Annotated in this window: 17 protein-coding genes and 2 pseudogenes; 13 read left to right on the top strand and 6 right to left on the bottom strand. The window is 70.1% G+C overall.

The genetic code is table 11. The annotated features are described in order from the left end of the window. Genes LRS14_RS28110 through fliR form a run of 4 tightly spaced genes read left to right on the top strand, consistent with a single transcriptional unit; the run spans position 1 to position 2,210 of the window. Positions 1 to 390 (top strand): flagellar biosynthetic protein FliO, encoded by a 390-nt coding sequence (locus LRS14_RS28110; protein ID WP_257801941.1) that lies wholly within the window; start codon positions 1 to 3, stop codon positions 388 to 390. Continuing rightward, entirely contained in the window at positions 380 to 1,159 is a 780-nt protein-coding gene (gene fliP, locus LRS14_RS28105; RefSeq protein ID WP_404977627.1) for a flagellar type III secretion system pore protein FliP, read from the top strand. Before LRS14_RS28110 ends, fliP begins: the two co-directional genes overlap by 11 nt. A 20-nt stretch (positions 1,160 to 1,179) precedes the next feature. Then, positions 1,180 to 1,449 (top strand): flagellar biosynthesis protein FliQ, encoded by a 270-nt coding sequence (fliQ, locus tag LRS14_RS28100; protein WP_046115785.1) that lies wholly within the window; start codon positions 1,180 to 1,182, stop codon positions 1,447 to 1,449. After that, positions 1,449 to 2,210: a flagellar biosynthetic protein FliR gene (fliR, locus tag LRS14_RS28095; protein ID WP_257801940.1), complete on the top strand. Its 762-nt coding sequence runs from the start codon at positions 1,449 to 1,451 to the stop codon at positions 2,208 to 2,210. The genes fliQ and fliR overlap by 1 nt, the downstream gene beginning before the upstream one ends. 6 nt (positions 2,211 to 2,216) lie before the next feature. On the opposite strand, the gene LRS14_RS28090 is transcribed toward fliR, so the two are convergent. Further along, the gene (locus tag LRS14_RS28090; protein WP_257801939.1) at positions 2,217 to 2,915 is read right to left on the bottom strand and encodes a serine hydrolase; all 699 of its coding nucleotides are present in this window, start codon (positions 2,913 to 2,915) and stop codon (positions 2,217 to 2,219) included. Between LRS14_RS28090 and LRS14_RS28085 the strand changes: the two genes are divergently transcribed. Then, positions 2,908 to 3,096, top strand: coding sequence for a hypothetical protein (locus LRS14_RS28085; RefSeq protein WP_257801938.1), 189 nt, complete (start codon positions 2,908 to 2,910; stop codon positions 3,094 to 3,096). The two genes, LRS14_RS28090 and LRS14_RS28085, sit on opposite strands and share 8 nt — an antisense overlap. Positions 3,097 to 3,180: 84 nt before the next feature. Here the strand turns inward: LRS14_RS28085 and LRS14_RS28080 are convergent, their stop codons facing one another. Further along, the gene (locus tag LRS14_RS28080; RefSeq protein WP_046116130.1) at positions 3,181 to 3,816 is read right to left on the bottom strand and encodes a response regulator transcription factor; all 636 of its coding nucleotides are present in this window, start codon (positions 3,814 to 3,816) and stop codon (positions 3,181 to 3,183) included. Positions 3,817 to 3,870: 54 nt separating this feature from the next. Further along, positions 3,871 to 4,968, bottom strand: coding sequence for a response regulator (locus tag LRS14_RS28075; RefSeq protein ID WP_257801937.1), 1,098 nt, complete (start codon positions 4,966 to 4,968; stop codon positions 3,871 to 3,873). A 178-nt stretch (positions 4,969 to 5,146) separates the two neighbouring features. On the opposite strand from LRS14_RS28075, the gene LRS14_RS28070 reads away from it, so the two are divergent. The 6 genes and pseudogenes from LRS14_RS28070 (at position 5,147) to LRS14_RS28040 (ending at position 13,675) form a co-directional block, all read left to right on the top strand. After that, complete coding sequence (locus tag LRS14_RS28070) at positions 5,147 to 5,584, top strand: hypothetical protein (protein WP_046116128.1); 438 nt, start codon at positions 5,147 to 5,149, stop codon at positions 5,582 to 5,584. A gap of 59 nt (positions 5,585 to 5,643) precedes the next feature. Continuing rightward, positions 5,644 to 6,006 (top strand): response regulator, encoded by a 363-nt coding sequence (locus tag LRS14_RS28065; RefSeq protein WP_046116127.1) that lies wholly within the window; start codon positions 5,644 to 5,646, stop codon positions 6,004 to 6,006. A 17-nt stretch (positions 6,007 to 6,023) separates the two neighbouring features. Continuing rightward, positions 6,024 to 8,190, top strand: a pseudogene (locus LRS14_RS28060) (chemotaxis protein CheA). A 50-nt stretch (positions 8,191 to 8,240) separates the two neighbouring features. Continuing rightward, positions 8,241 to 10,181: a methyl-accepting chemotaxis protein gene (locus LRS14_RS28055; RefSeq protein ID WP_310740893.1), complete on the top strand. Its 1,941-nt coding sequence runs from the start codon at positions 8,241 to 8,243 to the stop codon at positions 10,179 to 10,181. 55 nt (positions 10,182 to 10,236) lie between these two features. Next, positions 10,237 to 12,171, top strand: coding sequence for a Cache 3/Cache 2 fusion domain-containing protein (locus tag LRS14_RS30490; protein WP_310740892.1), 1,935 nt, complete (start codon positions 10,237 to 10,239; stop codon positions 12,169 to 12,171). A 136-nt stretch (positions 12,172 to 12,307) separates the two neighbouring features. Then, the gene (locus tag LRS14_RS28040) at positions 12,308 to 13,675 is read left to right on the top strand and encodes an OpgC domain-containing protein (RefSeq protein WP_404977616.1); all 1,368 of its coding nucleotides are present in this window, start codon (positions 12,308 to 12,310) and stop codon (positions 13,673 to 13,675) included. Between the two features lie 22 nt (positions 13,676 to 13,697). Here LRS14_RS28040 and LRS14_RS30845 read toward each other — a convergent pair. Both LRS14_RS30845 and LRS14_RS28030 read right to left on the bottom strand, forming a co-directional pair. Continuing rightward, positions 13,698 to 14,147: pseudogene (locus LRS14_RS30845) on the bottom strand (GDSL-type esterase/lipase family protein); the annotation flags it as partial. A gap of 314 nt (positions 14,148 to 14,461) precedes the next feature. Continuing rightward, positions 14,462 to 15,718 carry a hypothetical protein gene (locus tag LRS14_RS28030; protein WP_257801935.1) on the bottom strand — a complete coding sequence of 419 codons (1,257 nt, stop codon included), beginning with the start codon at positions 15,716 to 15,718 and terminating at the stop codon, positions 14,462 to 14,464. A gap of 254 nt (positions 15,719 to 15,972) precedes the next feature. Between LRS14_RS28030 and LRS14_RS28025 the strand changes: the two genes are divergently transcribed. Next, a complete protein-coding gene (locus LRS14_RS28025; RefSeq protein WP_083440796.1) occupies positions 15,973 to 16,512 on the top strand; it encodes a chemotaxis protein CheW in 540 nt (179 codons plus the stop codon). 30 nt (positions 16,513 to 16,542) lie between these two features. Beyond that, a complete protein-coding gene (locus LRS14_RS28020; RefSeq protein ID WP_310740891.1) occupies positions 16,543 to 18,090 on the top strand; it encodes a methyl-accepting chemotaxis protein in 1,548 nt (515 codons plus the stop codon). Here LRS14_RS28020 and LRS14_RS28015 read toward each other — a convergent pair. Then, a complete protein-coding gene (locus tag LRS14_RS28015) occupies positions 18,065 to 18,259 on the bottom strand; it encodes a hypothetical protein (protein ID WP_257801934.1) in 195 nt (64 codons plus the stop codon). The two genes, LRS14_RS28020 and LRS14_RS28015, sit on opposite strands and share 26 nt — an antisense overlap. Positions 18,260 to 18,437: the final 178 nt, after the last annotated feature.

Genomic DNA, 18,437 nt, shown 5'->3' with positions numbered 1-18,437 from the left:
ATGAACACGTCCCTCTCCGCGCTGCTGTGGTTCATCGCCGTGCTGGCGCTGATCCCGGTGGCCTTGTGGCTGCTCAAGCGCAGCCCGATGGGCCAGGCGGCCCTCGGCCCCGCGCCGATGCGCACGATCGCCTCGATTTCCATCGCACAGAACCAGCGCATCGTCACCGTGGAAGTGGGCCAGGGCGAGGAACGCCGCTGGCTGGTGCTGGGCGCCACGCCGCAGAGCATCACCACGCTGTACACCATGGCGCCGCAGGCCGATGCGCCTGCCTCGCCGGCCGCCGGCCAGGTGGCCGCGCCCTTCGCGCAGCTGATGGCGCGGCTGTCGCCCCATGGCCCGTCCAAGGGCGCACCGAAGGACGGCCCAGGCCATGGCGATGTCTTCTGACCGCGTGATGCGCGGGCTGCGCATCCTGGGCTTGTCGGTGTTTTCGGCGCTGCCTGCACTGGCTTTAGCCCAGCAGGCGGGCACGCCGGTGGCCCCGGGCAGCCTGCCGCTGCTGGTGGGCCAGGGCGCGGGCGGCGCTAGCTATTCGGTGCCCATCCAGACGCTGCTGTTCTTCACCGCGCTGTCGTTCCTGCCGGCGGTGCTGCTGATGATGACGGGCTTCACCCGCATCGTCATCGTGCTGGGCCTGCTGCGCCAGGCGCTGGGCACGCAGGCCGCGCCGCCGAACCAGGTGGTCATCGGCCTGTCGCTGTTCCTCACCTTCTTTGTCATGGGCTCCACCTTCGACAAGGTGTACGAGCAGGCCTACCAGCCCTACTCCGCCGGCCAGATTCCGTTCGAGCAGGCGCTGCAGCGGGCCGAGGTGCCGATGCGCGAGTTCATGCTCAAGCAGACGCGCCAGTCCGACGTGCAGCTGTTCTCCAAGCTGGCCAAGCTGCCCGAAGGCGTGAAGGGCGAGGACGTGCCGCTGAAGGTGCTGGTGCCGGCCTTCGTCACCAGCGAGCTGAAGAGCGCCTTCCAGATCGGCTTCCTGATCTTCGTGCCCTTCCTCATCATCGACATGGTGGTGGCCAGCGTGCTGATGTCGCTGGGCATGATGATGCTGAGCCCGGTGCTGGTGGCCCTGCCCTTCAAGCTGATGCTGTTCGTGCTGGCCGACGGCTGGAACCTGCTGCTGGGTTCGCTGGCGGCTTCCTTCGCCACCTGACCCGACCACCGAGACCGACCATGAATTCCCAACAAGTCTTCACCGTGGGCCAGCAGGCCTTGCACATGCTGCTGATCGTTTCGGCGCCGATGCTGCTGGCCGTGCTGGTGGTGGGCCTGCTGGTCAGCGTGTTCCAGGCGGCCACGCAGATCAACGAAGCCACGCTCACCTTCGTGCCCAAGATCGTGGCCGCGGTGGCGGTGCTGGCCGTGGCCGGCCCGTGGATGATGACCACGCTGGTGGAGTTCCTGCAGCGCACGCTGCTGTCCATCCCCACCGCGGTGGGCTGATGATCCAGTTCACCGAGGCGCAGCTGCTGGCGTGGATCACGCCGCTGCTGTGGCCTTTCCTGCGCGTGCTGGCGTTGTTCTCGGCATTGCCGGTGATCGGCCAGCGCTCGGTGCCGGCGCGGGTGCGGGTGGCGCTGGCCTTTCTCATCGCCTTCTGCGCGCAGGCAGCGCTGCCCGAAATGCCGCAGGTGCCGCTGGATTCGGGCGTGGGCTTCATGCTGGTGGCCCAGCAGGTGGTCATCGGCCTGACGCTGGGCTTTGCGGTGCGCATCGTGTTTGCGGCGGTGGAGTTCGCGGGCGAGCTGATCGGCCTGCAGATGGGCCTGAACCTGGCCGGCTTCTTCGACCCCGCCACCGGCGGTCAGGCCACGGCCGTCAGCCGCTTCTTCGGCATCATGGTGTCGTGGATGTTCATCGTCATCGGCGGCCACCTGCTCATCATCGACGCGGTGGTGCAAAGCTTCCGGGTGTTCCCCGCCGGGCCGGAGCCGTTTGCCTTCATCCGCGCGATGCGGCCCGAAGCGTGGGGCACCGAGGTCTTCTCCATCGGCCTGTGGATCGCCATGCCCATCGTCGGCATGATGCTGTTCGTCAACCTGGTGCTGGGCCTCATCTCGCGCGTGGCGGCCCAGCTGAACATCTTCGCGATTGGGTTCCCCATCACGCTGGGCGTGGGCCTGATCGGCATCGTGCTCACGCTGCCGATGATGGAGGCGCCGTTCACGATGGCGCTGGAGAGGATGCTGGAGCGGTTCCAGTAAGGCGATTCAGCTGCATAGATCGACGATCTCGCACAGCAGGCTGTCCAAGCCGTCGCGCAGCAGCGCCAGGCGGACCAGCGGATGCAGGCCTGGGAACACGGCTTCCGCCAATGGCCTCGCCAGCACCAATCCGCGGTCCTGAGCGGCGAACAGCACCAGGGCGTCGCCGCTGGCGGGCGAGGCCATCACGAAGCTTCGATAGCCGGGGTTGTTGCCCCAATGCCAGAGCAGGTCGCCAGCCGGCCCCTGCGCCAATCCCCAGCCCAGGCCCCAGCGAACACCGAGCCCGGGCGCCATGGGCACGGGCCGCTCGACGATCTGCTGCAGCATGCTGTCATCCTTCAGCAGCGCGGCCACGAAGGTGCCGTAGTCCCGGGCCGTGGTTTGCAGGCTGAATGCCGAGACCGCCTGTTCAAACTGCAGCGGCGGCAACGCGGTGCCATCCGCCAACGCGCCATCGACGCGCAGGCCGTTCAGCGCCGGCGTGGCCCAGTTCGGCAATCCGGAGGTGTGGTTCAACGCCATGCGCACGGTGATTCCGCTCAGGCGCCATGCAGGAACATGGTCCGTCCAACCGGTGGACCGATGGGGTGCCGCCCGGTGCACCGCACCGTCAGGCAGATGCATGGAGATCGGGTCATCCAGCCTCAGCCGGCCCTGCCGGACCAGCGTCAGCACCGCATATGCAAACACCGGCTTGCTCAAGGAAGCGGCCTGGAAGACCGCGTCGGCACCGCGCCTGCTCTGCACCACAGCCCTGCCCCGTGTCGACCGACACCAGTTCGCGGTGCCTGATCAGGGCGAACGTGGCAGCACAAATGCCGTGACGGCTGGCCAGTTGCTGAAGGCTCGGCCGCAGATCGCCTGCACGGTCCGCATGGGCTGAAACGCCGCCTAGCGCAAGGCAGACGCCCAGGAGAAACTCGAACGGCACCTTGTGCCGGAGGCGCCAGCCGGCGCGTGTTCCCGTTCAGCTGCCCACCAACCCGTTGCGGATGGCGTACACCGTCAACTCGGAGTTGTTGCCCAGCCCCAGCTTCTCCAGCACCCGCGCGCGGTACACGGACACGGTCTTGGGCGACAGCATCAGTTCCTCGGCGATGTCGGACAGGCGCTTGCCGCTGGCGATCATCACCAGGGTCTGCAGCTCGCGGTCGGACAGCTTCTCGTGCGCCTGCTCGGGCACCGGCGTGGTCAGGCTTTCCACCAGCATCTGCGCGATCTCGGGCGTGACGTACTTGCGGCCCTGCGACACCGTGCGCACCGCCTGCACGATGATCTGCGGGTCGCCGCCCTTGTTCACGTAGCCGTAGGCGCCGGCGCGCAGCGCACGGATGGCGTACTGGTCCTCGGGGTACATGCTGACGATCAGCACCTTGATCGGCGAGCCTTCGTCCTTCAGCACATGCAGCACGTCCAGGCCGCTGCGCCCGGGCATGTTGATGTCCAGCACCAGCACGTCGCAGGTGGTGCCGCGCAGCAGGGTGCGCAGCTCACCGTAGTCGCCGGCCTCGCCCACCACCTCGATGTCCGAGGCGTCGGACAGCGTGTCCCGGATGCCGCGCCGGATCAGCGCGTGGTCGTCGCACAGCATCACCTTGATCATGGTTTCCCCCAGGCGGATGGATCGTGTGTTTCCGCGGTCACATCGTTGAAGTCCTCATCGTCCCCCCGGCGCGCTGCGCTGCACGTGCAGCGGCACCGACAGGATGAGCGTGGTACCTCGACCGCTGCCGCCGCTGCTGAGTTCCACCCAGCCGCCGACGGTACCGGCTCTTTCATGCAGGCCGCGAATCCCGAAGCTGCGGGCCTTGGCCAGGTCTTCGCTCGACAGGCCGCGGCCGTTGTCGCTGACTTCCAGCGACAGCACGCCCTGCGCCAGCGACAGGTCGATGGACGCGCGCGTGGCCTGCGCATGCTTGCTCACGTTGGTGAGCGCCTCCTGCGCGGTACGGTAGGCCACCAGCGGCACGCCGGCCGGCAGCGTGGGCAGCGCATCGTGGCTGACGCGGCAGGTGCAGGCGATGCCGGTGCGCTTCTCGAAGCGGTTGGCCATCCATTGCAGCGCGGCCACCAGGCCCTGCTCCAGGATGGCCGGCCGCAGGTTGTGCATGATGCGCTGGCTGGCCTCGATGGCGTAGGTGACCGTCTCCAGCGCCTGTTGCACGCGGTCGTACACCTCGGTGTTGACCGTGTGGCGGGCGATCCAGGCAAGGTCGAACTTGACCGCGGTGAGCGAGCCGCCCACGTCGTCGTGGATCTCGCGCGCGATCGCCGCACGCTCCATCTCCACGCTGGTCTGCAGGTGCTGCGCCAGCTCCGACAGCCGCGTGCGCGAGGCGGCCAGCGCGCGGTCGGTGTCGGCCTTCTGGCGGCGCATCTCGGTGGTCTCGATGGCGTGCTCGAGCGCCGGCGCCAGCCGCGAGAGGTTGGCCTTGAGCAGGTAGTCGCTGGCGCCGTTGCGCATGGCTTCCACCGCGGTGTCCTCGCCGATCTCGCCCGAGACGAGGATGAACGGGATCATCAGCCCGCTGGCGTTCAGGATTTCCAGCGCGGTGAGGCCGGAGAAGCCCGGCAGGTTGTAGTCCGACAGCACCGCATCCCAGGGCTCGGCCAGCGCGGCGCGGAATTCGGCCTCGGTTTCCACGCGCCGGGTGTCCACGTCCAGCCCGCCGCGGCGCAGGTAGGCCAGGGCCAGGTCGTGGTCGAGCTCGGAATCCTCGATGTGCAGAACACGCAGGCGATGGACGCTGGTCATGGCGACGAGTATCGGCCCCCGCGGGCCCTCGCTCGGGAAGGTTGAACTGGGGCCCATTTTGACGGGTGATCGCCGCATCGCCGGGGGCCGGGCCTTCCAACAATGCCATGCATCGAAAACCGAGCCCGGGCAGTCCGCCCGGTCGGGCCGATTCGCCCTTGCCGGAGCCCCGAAGCCGATGAACGACGTACCCGAAACCCGATCCAGCGAAGTGCTGCTGGCCAATGCCGAGATGCAGGACCACCTGATGGTGGCCTGCAACGACCTGGAGCGCCTGCAACGGCTGCTGTCGGGCGCCTGCGAGACGCTGATGGCCAGCTTCGACGGCGCCAATGCCGCGGTGCAGTCGTTGCGCGACGCGGCCCAACAGCACGATTCCGCCAGCACCATCGCCCAGCACCTGGGGCAGGCGATCACCGCCCTGCAGTTCCAGGACATGGCCTCGCAGCTGGTGGCGCACACCATGCAGCGGCTGCGCAATTGCGCCGACCGCCTGGCCGCCGACGCCTGGGGCGTGGACGACGAGGAAGGCCTGGCCATCGTCGAGACGCCGCCGCTGCGGCCCAACCCCGTGACGCAGGACGAAATGGACGCCGGGTCCATCGAGTTGTTCTGAGCTAAAGAAGCCCCGCCTTCACCCGAAAACCAGCAAGACCCGATTCGGAGTAACGAACGATGCACTCAATCCTTGCCGTCGATGATTCGGCGTCCATGCGCCAGATGGTGACCTTCACCCTGAAGAACGCCGGCTACAACGTCGTCGAAGCCGTCGATGGCCAGGACGCCTGGGAAAAGGCCAACAGCCGCGACTTCAACCTCGTGCTGACCGACCAGAACATGCCCCGCATGGACGGCATCGGCCTGACCAAGAAGCTGCGCGAGAACCCCAAGTTCAAGGCCACGCCCATCCTGATCCTGACCACCGAGTCGAGCGACCAGATGAAGCAGGCCGGCCGCGCCGCGGGCGCCACCGGATGGCTCGTCAAGCCGTTCGACCCTGCCAAGCTGATCGAGGTGATCGGCAAGGTCATCCGCTGACCGGACCGGAGCACCCGATGGGCGAAATGACTCAAGAAGGCGGCAACGCCTCGGCCGGGTTCGACCTGAGCCAGTTCTACCAGGTCTTCTTCGAGGAAGCCGGCGAGAACCTGGACTCGATGGAGCAGATGCTCCTGCAGATCGACCTGGAATCCGCGGACGACGAAGAGCTGAACGCGGTGTTCCGCTGCGCGCACTCGGTCAAGGGCGGGGCGGCCACCTTCGGCTTTGCCGACGTGGCCGAGCTGACCCACCAGATGGAGACGCTGCTGGACAAGCTGCGCCGCCACGAACTGGCGCCGAATTCCCAGATGGTGGACGTGCTGCTGCTGGCCGGCGACGCGCTGCGTGCGCAGCTGGCGCGCCACCAGGGCGCCGGCGGCGACCCGGTGGACACCACCGAGCTGCTGTTCAGCATCCGCGCGCTCGTCGAAGGCGGCAGCGCCCCGGTGCCCACCGCCGTGGCCACCGTGCCCGTGGCGGCCGCACCGGCGCCGGAGCGCATCGTCGACGACCTGCCGCCCGCCGCCGCGCCGGCCCCGGCCGCCGGCCCCGGCCTGCGCCAGCTCGAACTCACCGTGGGCCCGCTGCCCCGGCCCGAGCAGGCAGACAGCCTGGCCGAGCTGTTCAAGGAGATCGCCGACCTGGGCGTGATCGAGCCGCTGGACGCCGGCCGCGCGGCCGACGGCATGCGCCGCTTCAAGATCACCACCGGCAGCACCGACAACGACCTGCTGGACCTGTTCAGCTTCCACGTCAGCCGCGAGCACATGAAGCTGCAGCCGCTGGGGCCGGGCTACGGCTTCCATGAAGGCAGCCCCGGCGCACCGGCCGTGACCGACGCACCGGCGGCCGACCCCGGCTACGGCTTCTTCGACGACGCACCGGGCGCACCGGGCGGTGCCGCCGCCACGGCGAACGCACCCGCCGGCGTGCCCGCCGAGGTCGAAGCCGCCAAGCCGGCCGCCGCCGCCGCGCCGCGCGCCGCCAAGGCCGAGGCCAAGCAGGGCGCCGCGCTGGATTCCGCCACGCTGCGCGTGTCGGTCGAGAAGGTGGACCAGCTGATCAACCTGGTGGGCGAGCTCGTCATCACCCAGGCCATGCTGGCGCAGAACAGCAAGAACCTCGACTCGGGCGTGGCCCAGCAGCTCGTCTCGGGCCTGGCCGACCTGGAGCGCAACACCCGCGACCTGCAGGAAGCGGTGATGTCGATCCGGATGATCCCGATGTCGATGGTGTTCAACCGCTTCCCGCGCATGCTGCGCGACCTGGCCGCCAAGCTGGGCAAGAAGGTCGAGCTGGTGACGCAGGGTGAAGCCACCGAGCTGGACAAGGGCCTGGTGGAGAAGATCACCGACCCGCTGACCCACCTGGTGCGCAACAGCTGCGACCCTCGGCGTGGAGATGCCGGCCGACCGCCTGGCCAAGGGCAAGAGCGAGACCGGCACCATCACGCTGGTGGCCTCCCACCAGGGCGGCAGCATCGTCATCGAGGTGCGCGACGACGGCCGCGGCCTGTCGCGCGAGAAGCTGCTGAAGAAGGCCCGCGAGAAGGGCATCGACGCGCCCGACACCATGACCGACTCGGAGGTGTGGAACCTCATCTTCGCGCCGGGCTTCTCCACCGCCGAGCAGGTGACCGACGTGTCCGGCCGCGGCGTGGGCATGGACGTGGTGAAGAAGAACATCACCTCGCTGGGCGGCTCGGTGGAGATCGATTCCGCCGAGGGCTATGGCATGAGCGTGCGGGTGCGCCTGCCGCTGACGCTGGCCATCATGGACGGCATGAGCGTGGGCGTGGGCGACGAGTGCTACATCCTGCCGCTGTCCAGCGTGGTCGAGTCGTTCCAGGTGCAGCCGGGCATGGTCAAGACCATTGGCGGCAGTGGCCGCGTGGTGGAAGTGCGCGACGAGTACATGCCGGTGATCGACCTGGAGGAAGTGTTCCAGGTGCCGCGCTTCGACTTCGAGCACGTGAGCAACATCCTGGTGGTGATCGAGGCCGAAGGCGGCCGCGTCGCGGTGCTGGTGGACGAGCTCCTCGGCCAGCAGCAGGTGGTCGTGAAGAACCTGGAAGCCAACTACCGCCGCGTCAACGACGTGTCGGGCGCCACCATCATGGGCGACGGCCGCGTGGCCCTGATCCTGGATGTCGGCAGCCTGATCCGCCGCAGCCGGCATTGATGCGCGGCAGCACCGTGCATCGCCCCTAACCGCAGTACGTTGGATCGCCCATGCAGTTCAATCACATGATGAGAAGCTTCACCATCCGCATGCGCATGATCGGCGCCATCGGGGTGGTGCTCTTCCTGCTCGCCCTGGTGGGCAGCGCCGGCCTGTACGGCATGTACAGGATCGAGTCGATCAACACGGCGTTCGCGCAGAACACCGTGGCCGAGGCCTCCGAGCTGAGCGACCTGCGCGCCGCCATCGGCGAGCTGCGCAGCCTCGAGAAGGACATGATCATCAGCTACGAGAAGCCGGAGCTGGTGACCAAGCACCACGAGGCCTGGAAGCAGACGCTGGCGCGCGCCAACCAGATCATCGAGAAGATGCTGGCCGGCGAGGACGACGTGGACAACGCCATCCTGCGCCGCATGCAGCCGGAACTGGACACCTACGCCAAGAAGCTGGCGCCGGTGGCCCGCCAGCTGGAAGCCGGCGCCTACGACACCGCCACCGTCGCCAACCGCATGCTGGGCCCTGCCCACCAGGCCAGCGACGCCGCCGTGGCCATGGTGGGCGAGATCCGCGAGGCGCTGGAGAAGGAAGCGCAGCAGGCGCATGCGTCGGCCGAGGCCGCCGTCTCCAGCACGGTGCTGCTGTTCGGTGGCGCGCTGCTGCTGGCCGTGGCCGTGGTGCTGCCGCTGACGCTGCTGAACATGCGCTCGATCTGCCAGCCGGTGGACGAAGCCCGCCGCCTGGCCGAAGCCATCGCCCAGGGCGACCTGACCCGCGAGGTGACGGCCGACGGCAAGGACGAGACCGCGGCGCTGCTGCGCTCGCTCACCGCCATGCAGCAGCGGCTGCGCAGCATCGTGGGCGACATCCGCGACGCGGCCTCCAACATCCAGCTGGCTTCCAGCGAGGTGGCCACCGGCAACCAGGACCTGAGCCAGCGCACCGAGCACACGGCCAGCAACCTGCAGCAGGCCGCCAGCAGCATGGAGCAGCTCACCGGCACGGTGAAGCAGACGGCCGACGCGGCCACCACCGCCAACCAGCTGGCCGGCTCGGCCTCCGACACGGCGGGCAAGGGCGGCACGGTGGTCTCGCAGGTGGTGTCCACGATGGACGAGATCCACACCAGCTCGAAGAAGATCGCCGACATCATCGGCACCATCGACGGCATCGCCTTCCAGACCAACATCCTGGCGCTGAATGCCGCGGTGGAAGCGGCGCGCGCCGGCGAGCAGGGCCGCGGCTTCGCCGTGGTGGCCGGCGAGGTGCGCAGCCTGGCGCAGCGCAGCGCCGAGGCCGCCAAGGAGATCAAGACGCTGATCGGCGCCAGCGTGGAGCGGGTGGAAACCGGCTCCCGCCTGGTGCGCGACGCGGGCAGCACCATGGGCGAGATCGTCGCCAGCGTGCAGCGCGTGACCGACATCATCGGCGAGATCACGGCGGCTTCGTCGGAGCAGAGCCAGGGCATCAACCAGGTCAACCGCTCGGTGATCGAGCTCGACCAGATGACGCAGCAGAACGCCGCGCTGGTGGAAGAGTCCGCCGCCGCCGCCGAGAGCCTGAAGGAACAGGCCGCGCGCCTGACGCAGCTCACCGCCTCGTTCACCCTGTCCGGCAGTGCTGCGGCGCCGGTGCAGCCGGTGCGGCCGGTGGTGCACCACGCACCGGCCGCCAGCCCGGCCGCGGCGCCCGCGGCGAAGGCCATCCAGCGCGCCAGCAGCAGCTCGCGCCAGGTGGCCAGCAAGCTGGTGTCCGCCGTCAAGCCGGCGGTCAAGGCCGCGGCCAGCCGCCTGGCCCAGGCCAAGAGCACGGTCGCCGCCAAGGCCACCGCCTCCAAGCCGGCCGCGGTGGCCAAGACCGTGGCAGCGCCCGCCCCCGCCGTGGCCAAGGCCCCTGCGGCCAGCAAGCCGCTGCCCGCCGCCCCGGCCGCCAAGCCGGCCGCGCCGCCCGCCCCGGCCCGTGTCGTCGACGACAACGACTGGGAAACCTTCTGACCTGAGCGGGCTTCGGCCCGCTTTTTTTGTTGTACCCCTCCCCGGAGGCTTTGTGATGCCGATCTCCACCTCTTCCGCTGCTGGTTCGCTGGCCCGCCGGCTGTCCGTCATCGGCAGCCTGGGGGTGGGCGCCGTGCTTCTCGCCATCTGCCTGGTCATCGCCGCGGTGACCACCGGCGGCGAGCGCCGCGCCGCCGTCGCCGCCGCCGGCAGCACCGCGCAGTCGATGGCCGCCTTCATCGACGCCTTCGACAAGTCGTCGCGCCAGATGGCGCAGCGCAGCCACGCCGGCTTCCGCGCGGGCTTTCCGGCCACCTTCGAGCTGGGTGCCGGTGCCACGCTGTCGGCCGCCGGCCGGCCGCTGAACGGCCAGTTCGACGAGGTGGACCGCTTCCAGGCGGCCACCGGCGGCGTGGCCACCGTGTTCGCCCGCGACGGCGACGACTTCCGCCGCGTGACCACCTCGCTGCGCAAGGAAAACGGCGACCGCGCGATGGGCACGCTGCTGGGCAAGGCCCATCCGGCCCATGCGAAGCTGACCGACGGCCAGGCCTACAGCGGCCGCGCCACGCTGTTCGGCAAGCCCTACATGACCCACTACGAGCCGGTGCGCGATGCCCAAGGGGCCGTCGTCGGCGCGCTGTTCATCGGCTTCGACCTCAGCAGCTTCCAGTCGGAGATGCTGGCGCTGCTGTCCGCCACGCGGCTGCATGACAGCGGCGGCCTGTACGTGATCGATCCGCGCGCCAAGCCGGCAGACGCACTGTTCGTCTTCCATCCGCAGGCCACGGGCAAGAAGGTGCTGGAAGTCCGCCCCGATGCGCAGCCGCTGTTCGAGCGCCTGCCGCAGGCCGAAGGCGGCTGGCTGCCCGATGCGCCGGCCCTGCTGGCGGCCACGCCCGACGCACGCTGGGCGGTGATGCGCCGCAGCGAGAGCACCGGCTGGTGGGTGGTGGCCGAGCTGAGCGAGGCCGAGGCCCTGGCCTCCCACTGGCGAACGGTGACGCTGTATGGCGTGCTGCTGGGCGCGGCTGCGCTGGCCCTGGGCGGCGCGCTGTTCTGGGCGATGCGCCGTTGGGTGGCGCGGCCGCTGCAGCAGGCCGTGGCTGCGGTGGAGACGCTGGCCGCCGGCGACCTCACCTACGTCACCCACAGCAGCCAGCAGGACGAAGTGGGCACGCTGCTGCGCGCGGTGGAAGGCATGCGCCAGCGCTTCCTGGCCATGTTCACCGAGCTGCGCGGCGCAGTGCACTCCATCGAGACCGCCTCGTCCGAGATCGCCACCGGCAACCAGGACCTGAGCCAGCGCACCGAGCACACGGCCAGCAACCTGCAGCAGGCCGCCAGCAACATGGAGCAGCTCACCGGCACGGTGAAGAACACCGCCGACGCCGCCACCACCGCCAACCAGCTGGCCGGCTCGGCCTCCAGCACCGCCGCACGCGGCGGGCAGGCGGTGTCGCAGGTGGTGTCCACCATGGACGAGATCCACACCAGCTCGAAGAAGATCGCCGACATCATCGGCACCATCGACGGCATCGCCTTCCAGACCAACATCCTGGCGCTGAATGCCGCTGTCGAAGCCGCCCGCGCCGGCGAGCAGGGCCGCGGCTTCGCGGTGGTGGCTTCGGAGGTGCGTGGCCTGGCGCAGCGCAGCGCCGAGGCCGCCAAGGAGATCAAGGGCCTGATCGGCGCCAGCGTGGAGCGGGTGGAAACCGGCTCCCGCCTGGTGCGCGATGCCGGCAGCACCATGGGCGAGATCGTCGCCAGCGTGCAGCGCGTGACCGACATCATTGGCGAGATCACCGTGGCCACCGGCGAGCAGAGCCAGGGCATCGGCCAGGTGAACCACTCGGTGGTGGCGCTCGACCAGATGACGCAGCAGAACGCCGCGCTGGTGGAGCAATCCGCCGCCGCCGCGCAGAGCCTGCGCGAGCAGGCCGCCCGCCTCACGCAGCTGATGCAGGGCTTCCGCCTGCAGCCGGCCTGAGCCGCCCTGCCCGGCCCCGGCGCCGGGGCCACGTGCGCCGCTGTCCCAGCCGGCGACCCGCCCTTGTCCTACAGCGGCGGGCCCCCGGGGCTTGAAGAATCACCGCACCTCATCGGTGATTCAGCAGGAGAAGCACGTGGCAAGTGGCGGGCCCGGCGGCCAGACCGCAAAGCGGCTGTGGGAGCTCGACGCGGTGCGCGGGCTGATGCTGGTGCTGATGACCTTCACGCACCTGCCGACACGGCTGTCCGATCCCACCGGCCAGCCCTTCGGCTTCGTCTCGGCGGCCGAAGGCTTCGTCATGCTGTCGGCCTTCATGGCCGGCATGGTGTACACGGCGCGCGAGCGGCGCGAAGGCGCGGACGCCATGCGCGGCGCCTTCTTCAAGCGCGCGCTGAAGATCTATGCCTGCCAGATCGCGCTGCTGCTGTTCCTGCTGACGGTGGTGGCGGTGATGGGCATCCTCACCGGGCAGGACGCGATCATCAACCTGATCGGCTTCTACCTCGACCGGCCGCTGGCCGCCTTCTTCAGCGGCCTGCTGCTGATCTATTCGCCGCCGCTGCTGGACATCCTGCCGATCTACATCGTGTTCATGCTGGCCAGCCCGCTGCTGCTGCTGCACGGGTTGCACCGGGGCTGGGGCGGCATCCTGGGCCTGAGCCTGCTGATGTGGCTGGCCGCGCAGTTCGACATCGGCCGCGTGATCTATGAAGGCGTGACCGCCATCGCGCCGATCCCGGTGCCCTACCAGCAGACCGGCTCCTTCGAGATCTGGGGCTGGCAGTTCCTGTGGGTGCTCGGGCTGTGGCTGGGTTGCATGCAGGCCGAGCAGCCGGATGCACCGCCCACGGTGTTCCCGCGCTGGATGGTCAATGCGGCCATCGGCATCGCGGTGGTGGGCTTCGTGTGGCGGCATGCCATCGGCCAGACGCCGTTCCCGGGCCAGCCCTCGCTGGCGCCGCTGTTCGACAAGTGGACGCTGGGCCCGTTGCGCCTGATGAACTTCATGGCGCTGCTGCTGCTGGCGATGCACTTCGCGCCCTGGCTGCGCCGCCACCTGCCGCGGCTGCCGGTGCTGGAAACGCTGGGCCGCGCCTCGCTGCCGGTGTTCTGCGCCCACCTGGTGCTGGCGCTGGTGGCCCTGGCCCTGGCCGGCGACGTGCAGCCGGAGCGGCCCTACTGGGTGGACGCCGCCATCGTGCTGGTGAGCTTCCCGGCGCTGTACCTGGTGGCCTGGGTGAGCGGCGAACTGGACCGCCGCACCGCCGAGAAGCGTGCCGCGCTCAAGAAGCGGCTGAGCCGCAAGCCGCGCCTGGCGGCGGCGGGCGCGGACGCCGGTTCCGGCGCCGGCCCGATGGCCTCGGTCAGCGCGATGCCGCCGACGTCGACACCAGCGTCTTCAGCGACGCCGCCTGCGGCTGCGGAGCCAGCGGCGCCGGGGCCGAGCCTTGCACCGACGCTTGCACCGGCGCGCCCTCGGCCGGCAGCAGATGCGGGTTGATGACGTTGCGCCACAGCGCATAGCCCTCGGCGTTCAGGTGCAGTGAATCGGCCAGGAACAGCTCGCCGCGCGGCTTGCCGCTGTCGTCCAGCATCTTGCTGAACACATCGATGTAGTCGAGGTTGGGCGTGTTGCGCGCGTAGGCCGAGATCAGGCCGTTGGTCTCGCGGATGGCGGGCACCAGCGCTGCGCGCAGCGGGCTGGGCTTGATCGACAGGTAGGCGATGCGGGTTTCCGGCAGTGCCGCGCGCACCGCTTCGGTGAACCGGGTGAAGCTTTGCAGCACCTGCTGCGGCGTGCGGCCTTCGGCCAGGTCGTTGTCGCCGGCGTACACCACCACCAGCCGCGGCTTGTAGGGCATCACCAGCGCGTCCACGTACTGCGCGCAGTCCAGCATGCGAGAGCCGCCGAAGCCGCGCTTGAGCACCGGCATGTTGGCGCTGGCGAAAGCATCCTCCAGGCCGCTCCACATCCGGATGGACGAGCTGCCGACGAACAGCACGCCACCGGTGCGCGGCGCGTTCAGCTTGTCCTGCGCGGCAAAGGCATCGATGCTTTCCTTCCAGCGGGCGTCCACCACGGCGGCCGTGGTGCTGGTGGTGGACTGGGCGCGCACTTGCACGGCCCAGGCCGACATGCCGAGTCCGAGGGCGGTCAACAGAAGCGAGGTCTTGCGCATGGGTGGGGCACTTCGGTGGGTGGACGATGTTGGCGGAGTGGTGCGCTGCCGGTTCGGTTCCAGCCGGTAGCGTGCTGTTGCAACTGCCGGGCCCACGCCGCCAGCCTCTAACGCAGCAGCGGGCTGCCCAGCAGACGCTTTTCTATCTCCGCCAGCATGGCTTCGTAAGCAGGTGAACCCACGCCCCCGTAGCGGCGCCGGAACACCGGCTCGGGCAGGTATTCGGGCAGGCCGGACACATCCGGCAACAGATCGTCGTCGACGACGCCTTTGGCCAGGCGCTGCTGCAGCTGGCGCGGCTGGCGCATGGCCAGCAGGCCCAGGCGGGTGCCGGCGCGGTCGGCCGCGATGTCGTTGAAGCTGAAGCCGCTGCCCTCCCGCGCGTCAAGCAGTTCCTTGTAAACGCCGATGGCATCGGCCAGCGGCCCGCCGCCCTCGGCCGCCAGCGCCGCCGACACCACCACATGCTGCGGAAAGTCCACCCGCCCGTGCAGCAGCAGCGGGCGCGGCGGACCGGCGCGGTGGCGCTCGCCCGGCGGCAGCCAGGGCTGCAGCGGCCGGCCGGTGGCCAGCAGCGCCAGCGCGCGCAAGGCGGCACGGTTCTCGGCCGCGGCCTGGGCCTCAGTGGCCGACCGTTCGCCCGCCAGCGTGAACACCGTCTGCAGCAGCTGCGGCAGCGGCCAGGGCGACGCACCGGTGCCGGCGGCGCGGCTGATGGCCAGCGCATAGGCCTGCAGCCGCACCCGCTCCTCAGCCGGCAGCAGCGCAGCGCCCAGGGCATGCAGGCTGTGCTCGCCCCAGACGTAGCCGATTTCCAGGCCACCCGGCGTGAAATGCAGCGTGCGCACCACCTGCAGCAGCTCCAGCGCCGGCAGCGCACCCGGGGCCGCCCGCGGCAGCGCCCATTGCACCAGGGGCACCGCCAGCGCCGGCGGCACCGACAGGCGACCCAGCCGCAGGGCAGTCACCTCGGGCAGCCCGGCGGCCGTCGGCTGCCGCAGCCGCAGGTCGACGTTCAGCCAGCCGCCCAGCGACTGCACCAACGCGGCCGGCAGCAGCCCCGCCGGCACCGGCAGGCTGGCCTGCAGCCCGGCGCTGCCTTCTGCCAGCGCCACACGCACCGCCGTGCCGGCCGGGCCGCGGGCCACGGCCTGGTCAACCAGCCATTGCAGCTCCGCCTCGTCGAGCTGCACATGGCCGGGCTGGCCGGGCACCAGGCGGCGCGGGTCGTGCGCCCGCAGCAGCAGCCAGCCGCGGCGCAGGTCGAAGCCGGCGGTGGCCGAGGGGCCGCTGACCACGGCCGTGGGCTGCAACGCCAGCATCACGGCGGCGGCCACCGCGGCGCAGGCCAGCAGCAACAGCATGCCGAAGGCCACCGCCCAGCGGCGCAGTCGGCGGGGGCGCGGTGCCGGAAGGGGCTGCGGGACGGGGGCAGGGATCGAGGACATCGGCGCAGTCTGCCATCCAGGCCACCGCGGCCCTCAAGCCACGGGCAAAGCGGCCGAAGCTGCCAGGACAACCGGTGCGGCCTGCAGGCCGGCCGGACGGACGACGGCTTCAGTGCGCCGAGCGCACGCCGATATCCCAGCAGCGACGCAACCAGACGAAGGACGCCACCATGGACATGATCACCGACGCCACCGAAGTGGCCCGCGCCGAAGCCCAACGCGCGGTTCAGAACGCCAAGGCCCGTGGCGGCGCCCCGGGCGGCGAATACCTCACCTTCCGCCTCGGCGCGGAGGAGTACGGCATCGACATTCTGCGCGTGCAGGAAATCCGCTCCTACGAGCAGCCCACCCGCATCGCCAATGCGCCCAGCTTCATCAAGGGCGTGGTGAACCTGCGCGGCGTGATCGTGCCGATCGTCGACCTGCGCTTGAAGCTGGGATGCGACTCGGCCGACTACAACACCTTCACCGTGGTCATCGTGCTGAACGTGCGTGGCCGCGTGGTGGGCGCGGTGGTGGATTCGGTGTCGGACGTGCTGGAACTGGCGCCCGACACCATCAAGCCGGCCCCCGAGCTGAGCTCCGGCCAGATCGACACCAGCTACATCACCGGCATCGGCAGCGTGTCCGACCGCATGCTGATCCTGATGGACATTGAAGCGCTGATGAGCAGCGCCGAGATGGGCCTGATGGACGCCGCGACGGCCTGAGCCGACTGAACCCGCACCGCCGCCGAAGCCATGCAGTTCACGCTTTCGCAAAAGATCTGGCTGCCCACGGTGGCCCTGGCGGTGCTGGTGGTGGCGATGTCCACCTCCTCGGTGCTGAGGACCCGCAGCCTGCTCGCCGTCGCGGCCGAGCGGGAGGCCACGCAGGAGAAGAAGCTGGAGCTGGCGCTGCGCTGGTCCGGCATGACCGAGGCCAACGCGGCCCGTGTGATGGCCACGCTGGCCAGCACCGAGCAGCAGCTCACCGACACGCTCAAGCCGCAGATCGACGCGGCCAGCGCCCGCATCAGCGAGCTGCAGAAGCAGGTGGACGCACTGGCCACCGATGCCGAGGAAAAGGCCGCGCTGGCCGAAGTGGCCCAGCGCCGGCAGAACTACCTGGACACCCGCAAGCAGGCCCTGGCGCTGCGCAAGGCGGGTGATGCCGCGGGCGCCATGGCGGCCATGGGCAGCAAGGTGCAGCCCGCGGTGGCCGACTACCTGGCTTCGCAGCAGGCCTTCGTGACGCTGCAGCAGCAGCGCGCGGCCGCCGTGCGCGAGGCCACCGGCCGCGAACGCATGAACACCGTGTGGGCCGTCAGCGGGGTGATGGCGTTGATCGTGCTGGCGATGATGGCCAGCACCGCCGCCATCGTGCGCTCCATCCGCCGGCCGCTGGCCGAGGTGGTGGCGCTGACCCGGCGCATCGGCGAAGGCGACCTCGCCCTGCGCATCGACACCACGCGCCGCGACGAGATCGGCGCGGTGCGCCAGGCGCTGGCCGAGATGTGCGGCGCGCTGCGCGGCCTGGTGACCCAGGTGCGCGAGTCCGCCGACAGCCTGGCCACCGCATCGGCCGAGATCGCCTCCGGCAACGAGGACCTGAGCCGGCGCACCGAGCAGACGGCCAGCAGCCTGCAGCAGACGGCTTCGTCGATGCAGCAGCTCACCGGCACGGTGCGCCACAGCACCGAATCGGCCGCCAGCGCCAACCAGCTGGCCGGATCGGCCGCGCAGGTGGCCCAGCGCGGCGGCGAGGTGGTGTCGCAGGTGATCTCGACGATGGACGAGATCAGCACCAGTTCGCGTCAGATCGCGGACATCACCGGCACCATCGACGGCATCGCCTTCCAGACCAACATCCTGGCGCTGAACGCGGCGGTGGAAGCCGCCCGCGCCGGGGAACAGGGCCGCGGCTTCGCCGTGGTGGCTGGCGAGGTGCGCATGCTGGCGCAGCGCAGCGCCGAGGCGGCGCGCGAGATCAAGCGCCTGATCGGCAGCAGCTCCGAACGGGTGGAGACCGGCGCCCGCCTGGTGCAGGACGCCGGCCGCACGATGGAAGAGGTGGTGGACAGCGTGCGCCGCGTGAGCGCGGTGATCGCCGAGATCACCGCCGTGAGCAGCGAGCAGAGCATGGGCATCGACCAGGTCACCCAGGCGGTCGGTCAGCTCGACGAGATGACGCAGCAGAACGCCGCGCTGGTGGAACAGTCGTCCGCCGCCGCCGAGAACCTGCGCCAGCAGGCCGGCGCGCTCAGCGGCATGGTGGGCACCTTCAAGCTGCAGGGCCAGCCGGCTTAGCCTCGGCCGGTTGTTGTTGCTGCTGCTGTTGCTGCTGGACGAGCAGCACACCGTCCTGCGCCGCATGGCCCTGGGTCGCCAGGCTGTCCACGCCGGCCAGCATGCCCACCGTGACGACGGCGGCCAGGACGAAGGCGGTGGCTTGGCTGGAGAAACGGGGGCTGTTCATGGTGGGCTCCTGCGGGGTGTGGCGTTGCGATGGAGTGAACTCTAGGCACCGCCCCTCCCCCCGCCCAGCGACTTGCGACGAACCGCAGCCCGCGCCGACGAACCGCCACCACGACGCACCAACTGCACCCGCGCGAACCCGGGCGCCCACCCGCGGCCGCCGCCCGGCGGGGGCCCGC

The sequence above is a fragment of the Aquincola sp. J276 genome, assembly GCF_024700035.1.
Classification (GTDB): Bacteria; Pseudomonadota; Gammaproteobacteria; order Burkholderiales; family Burkholderiaceae_C; genus Aquincola; species Aquincola tertiaricarbonis.
The sequence above is the reverse complement of the archived record's forward strand: the minus strand, read 5'-3'. Positions and strand labels throughout refer to the sequence as shown.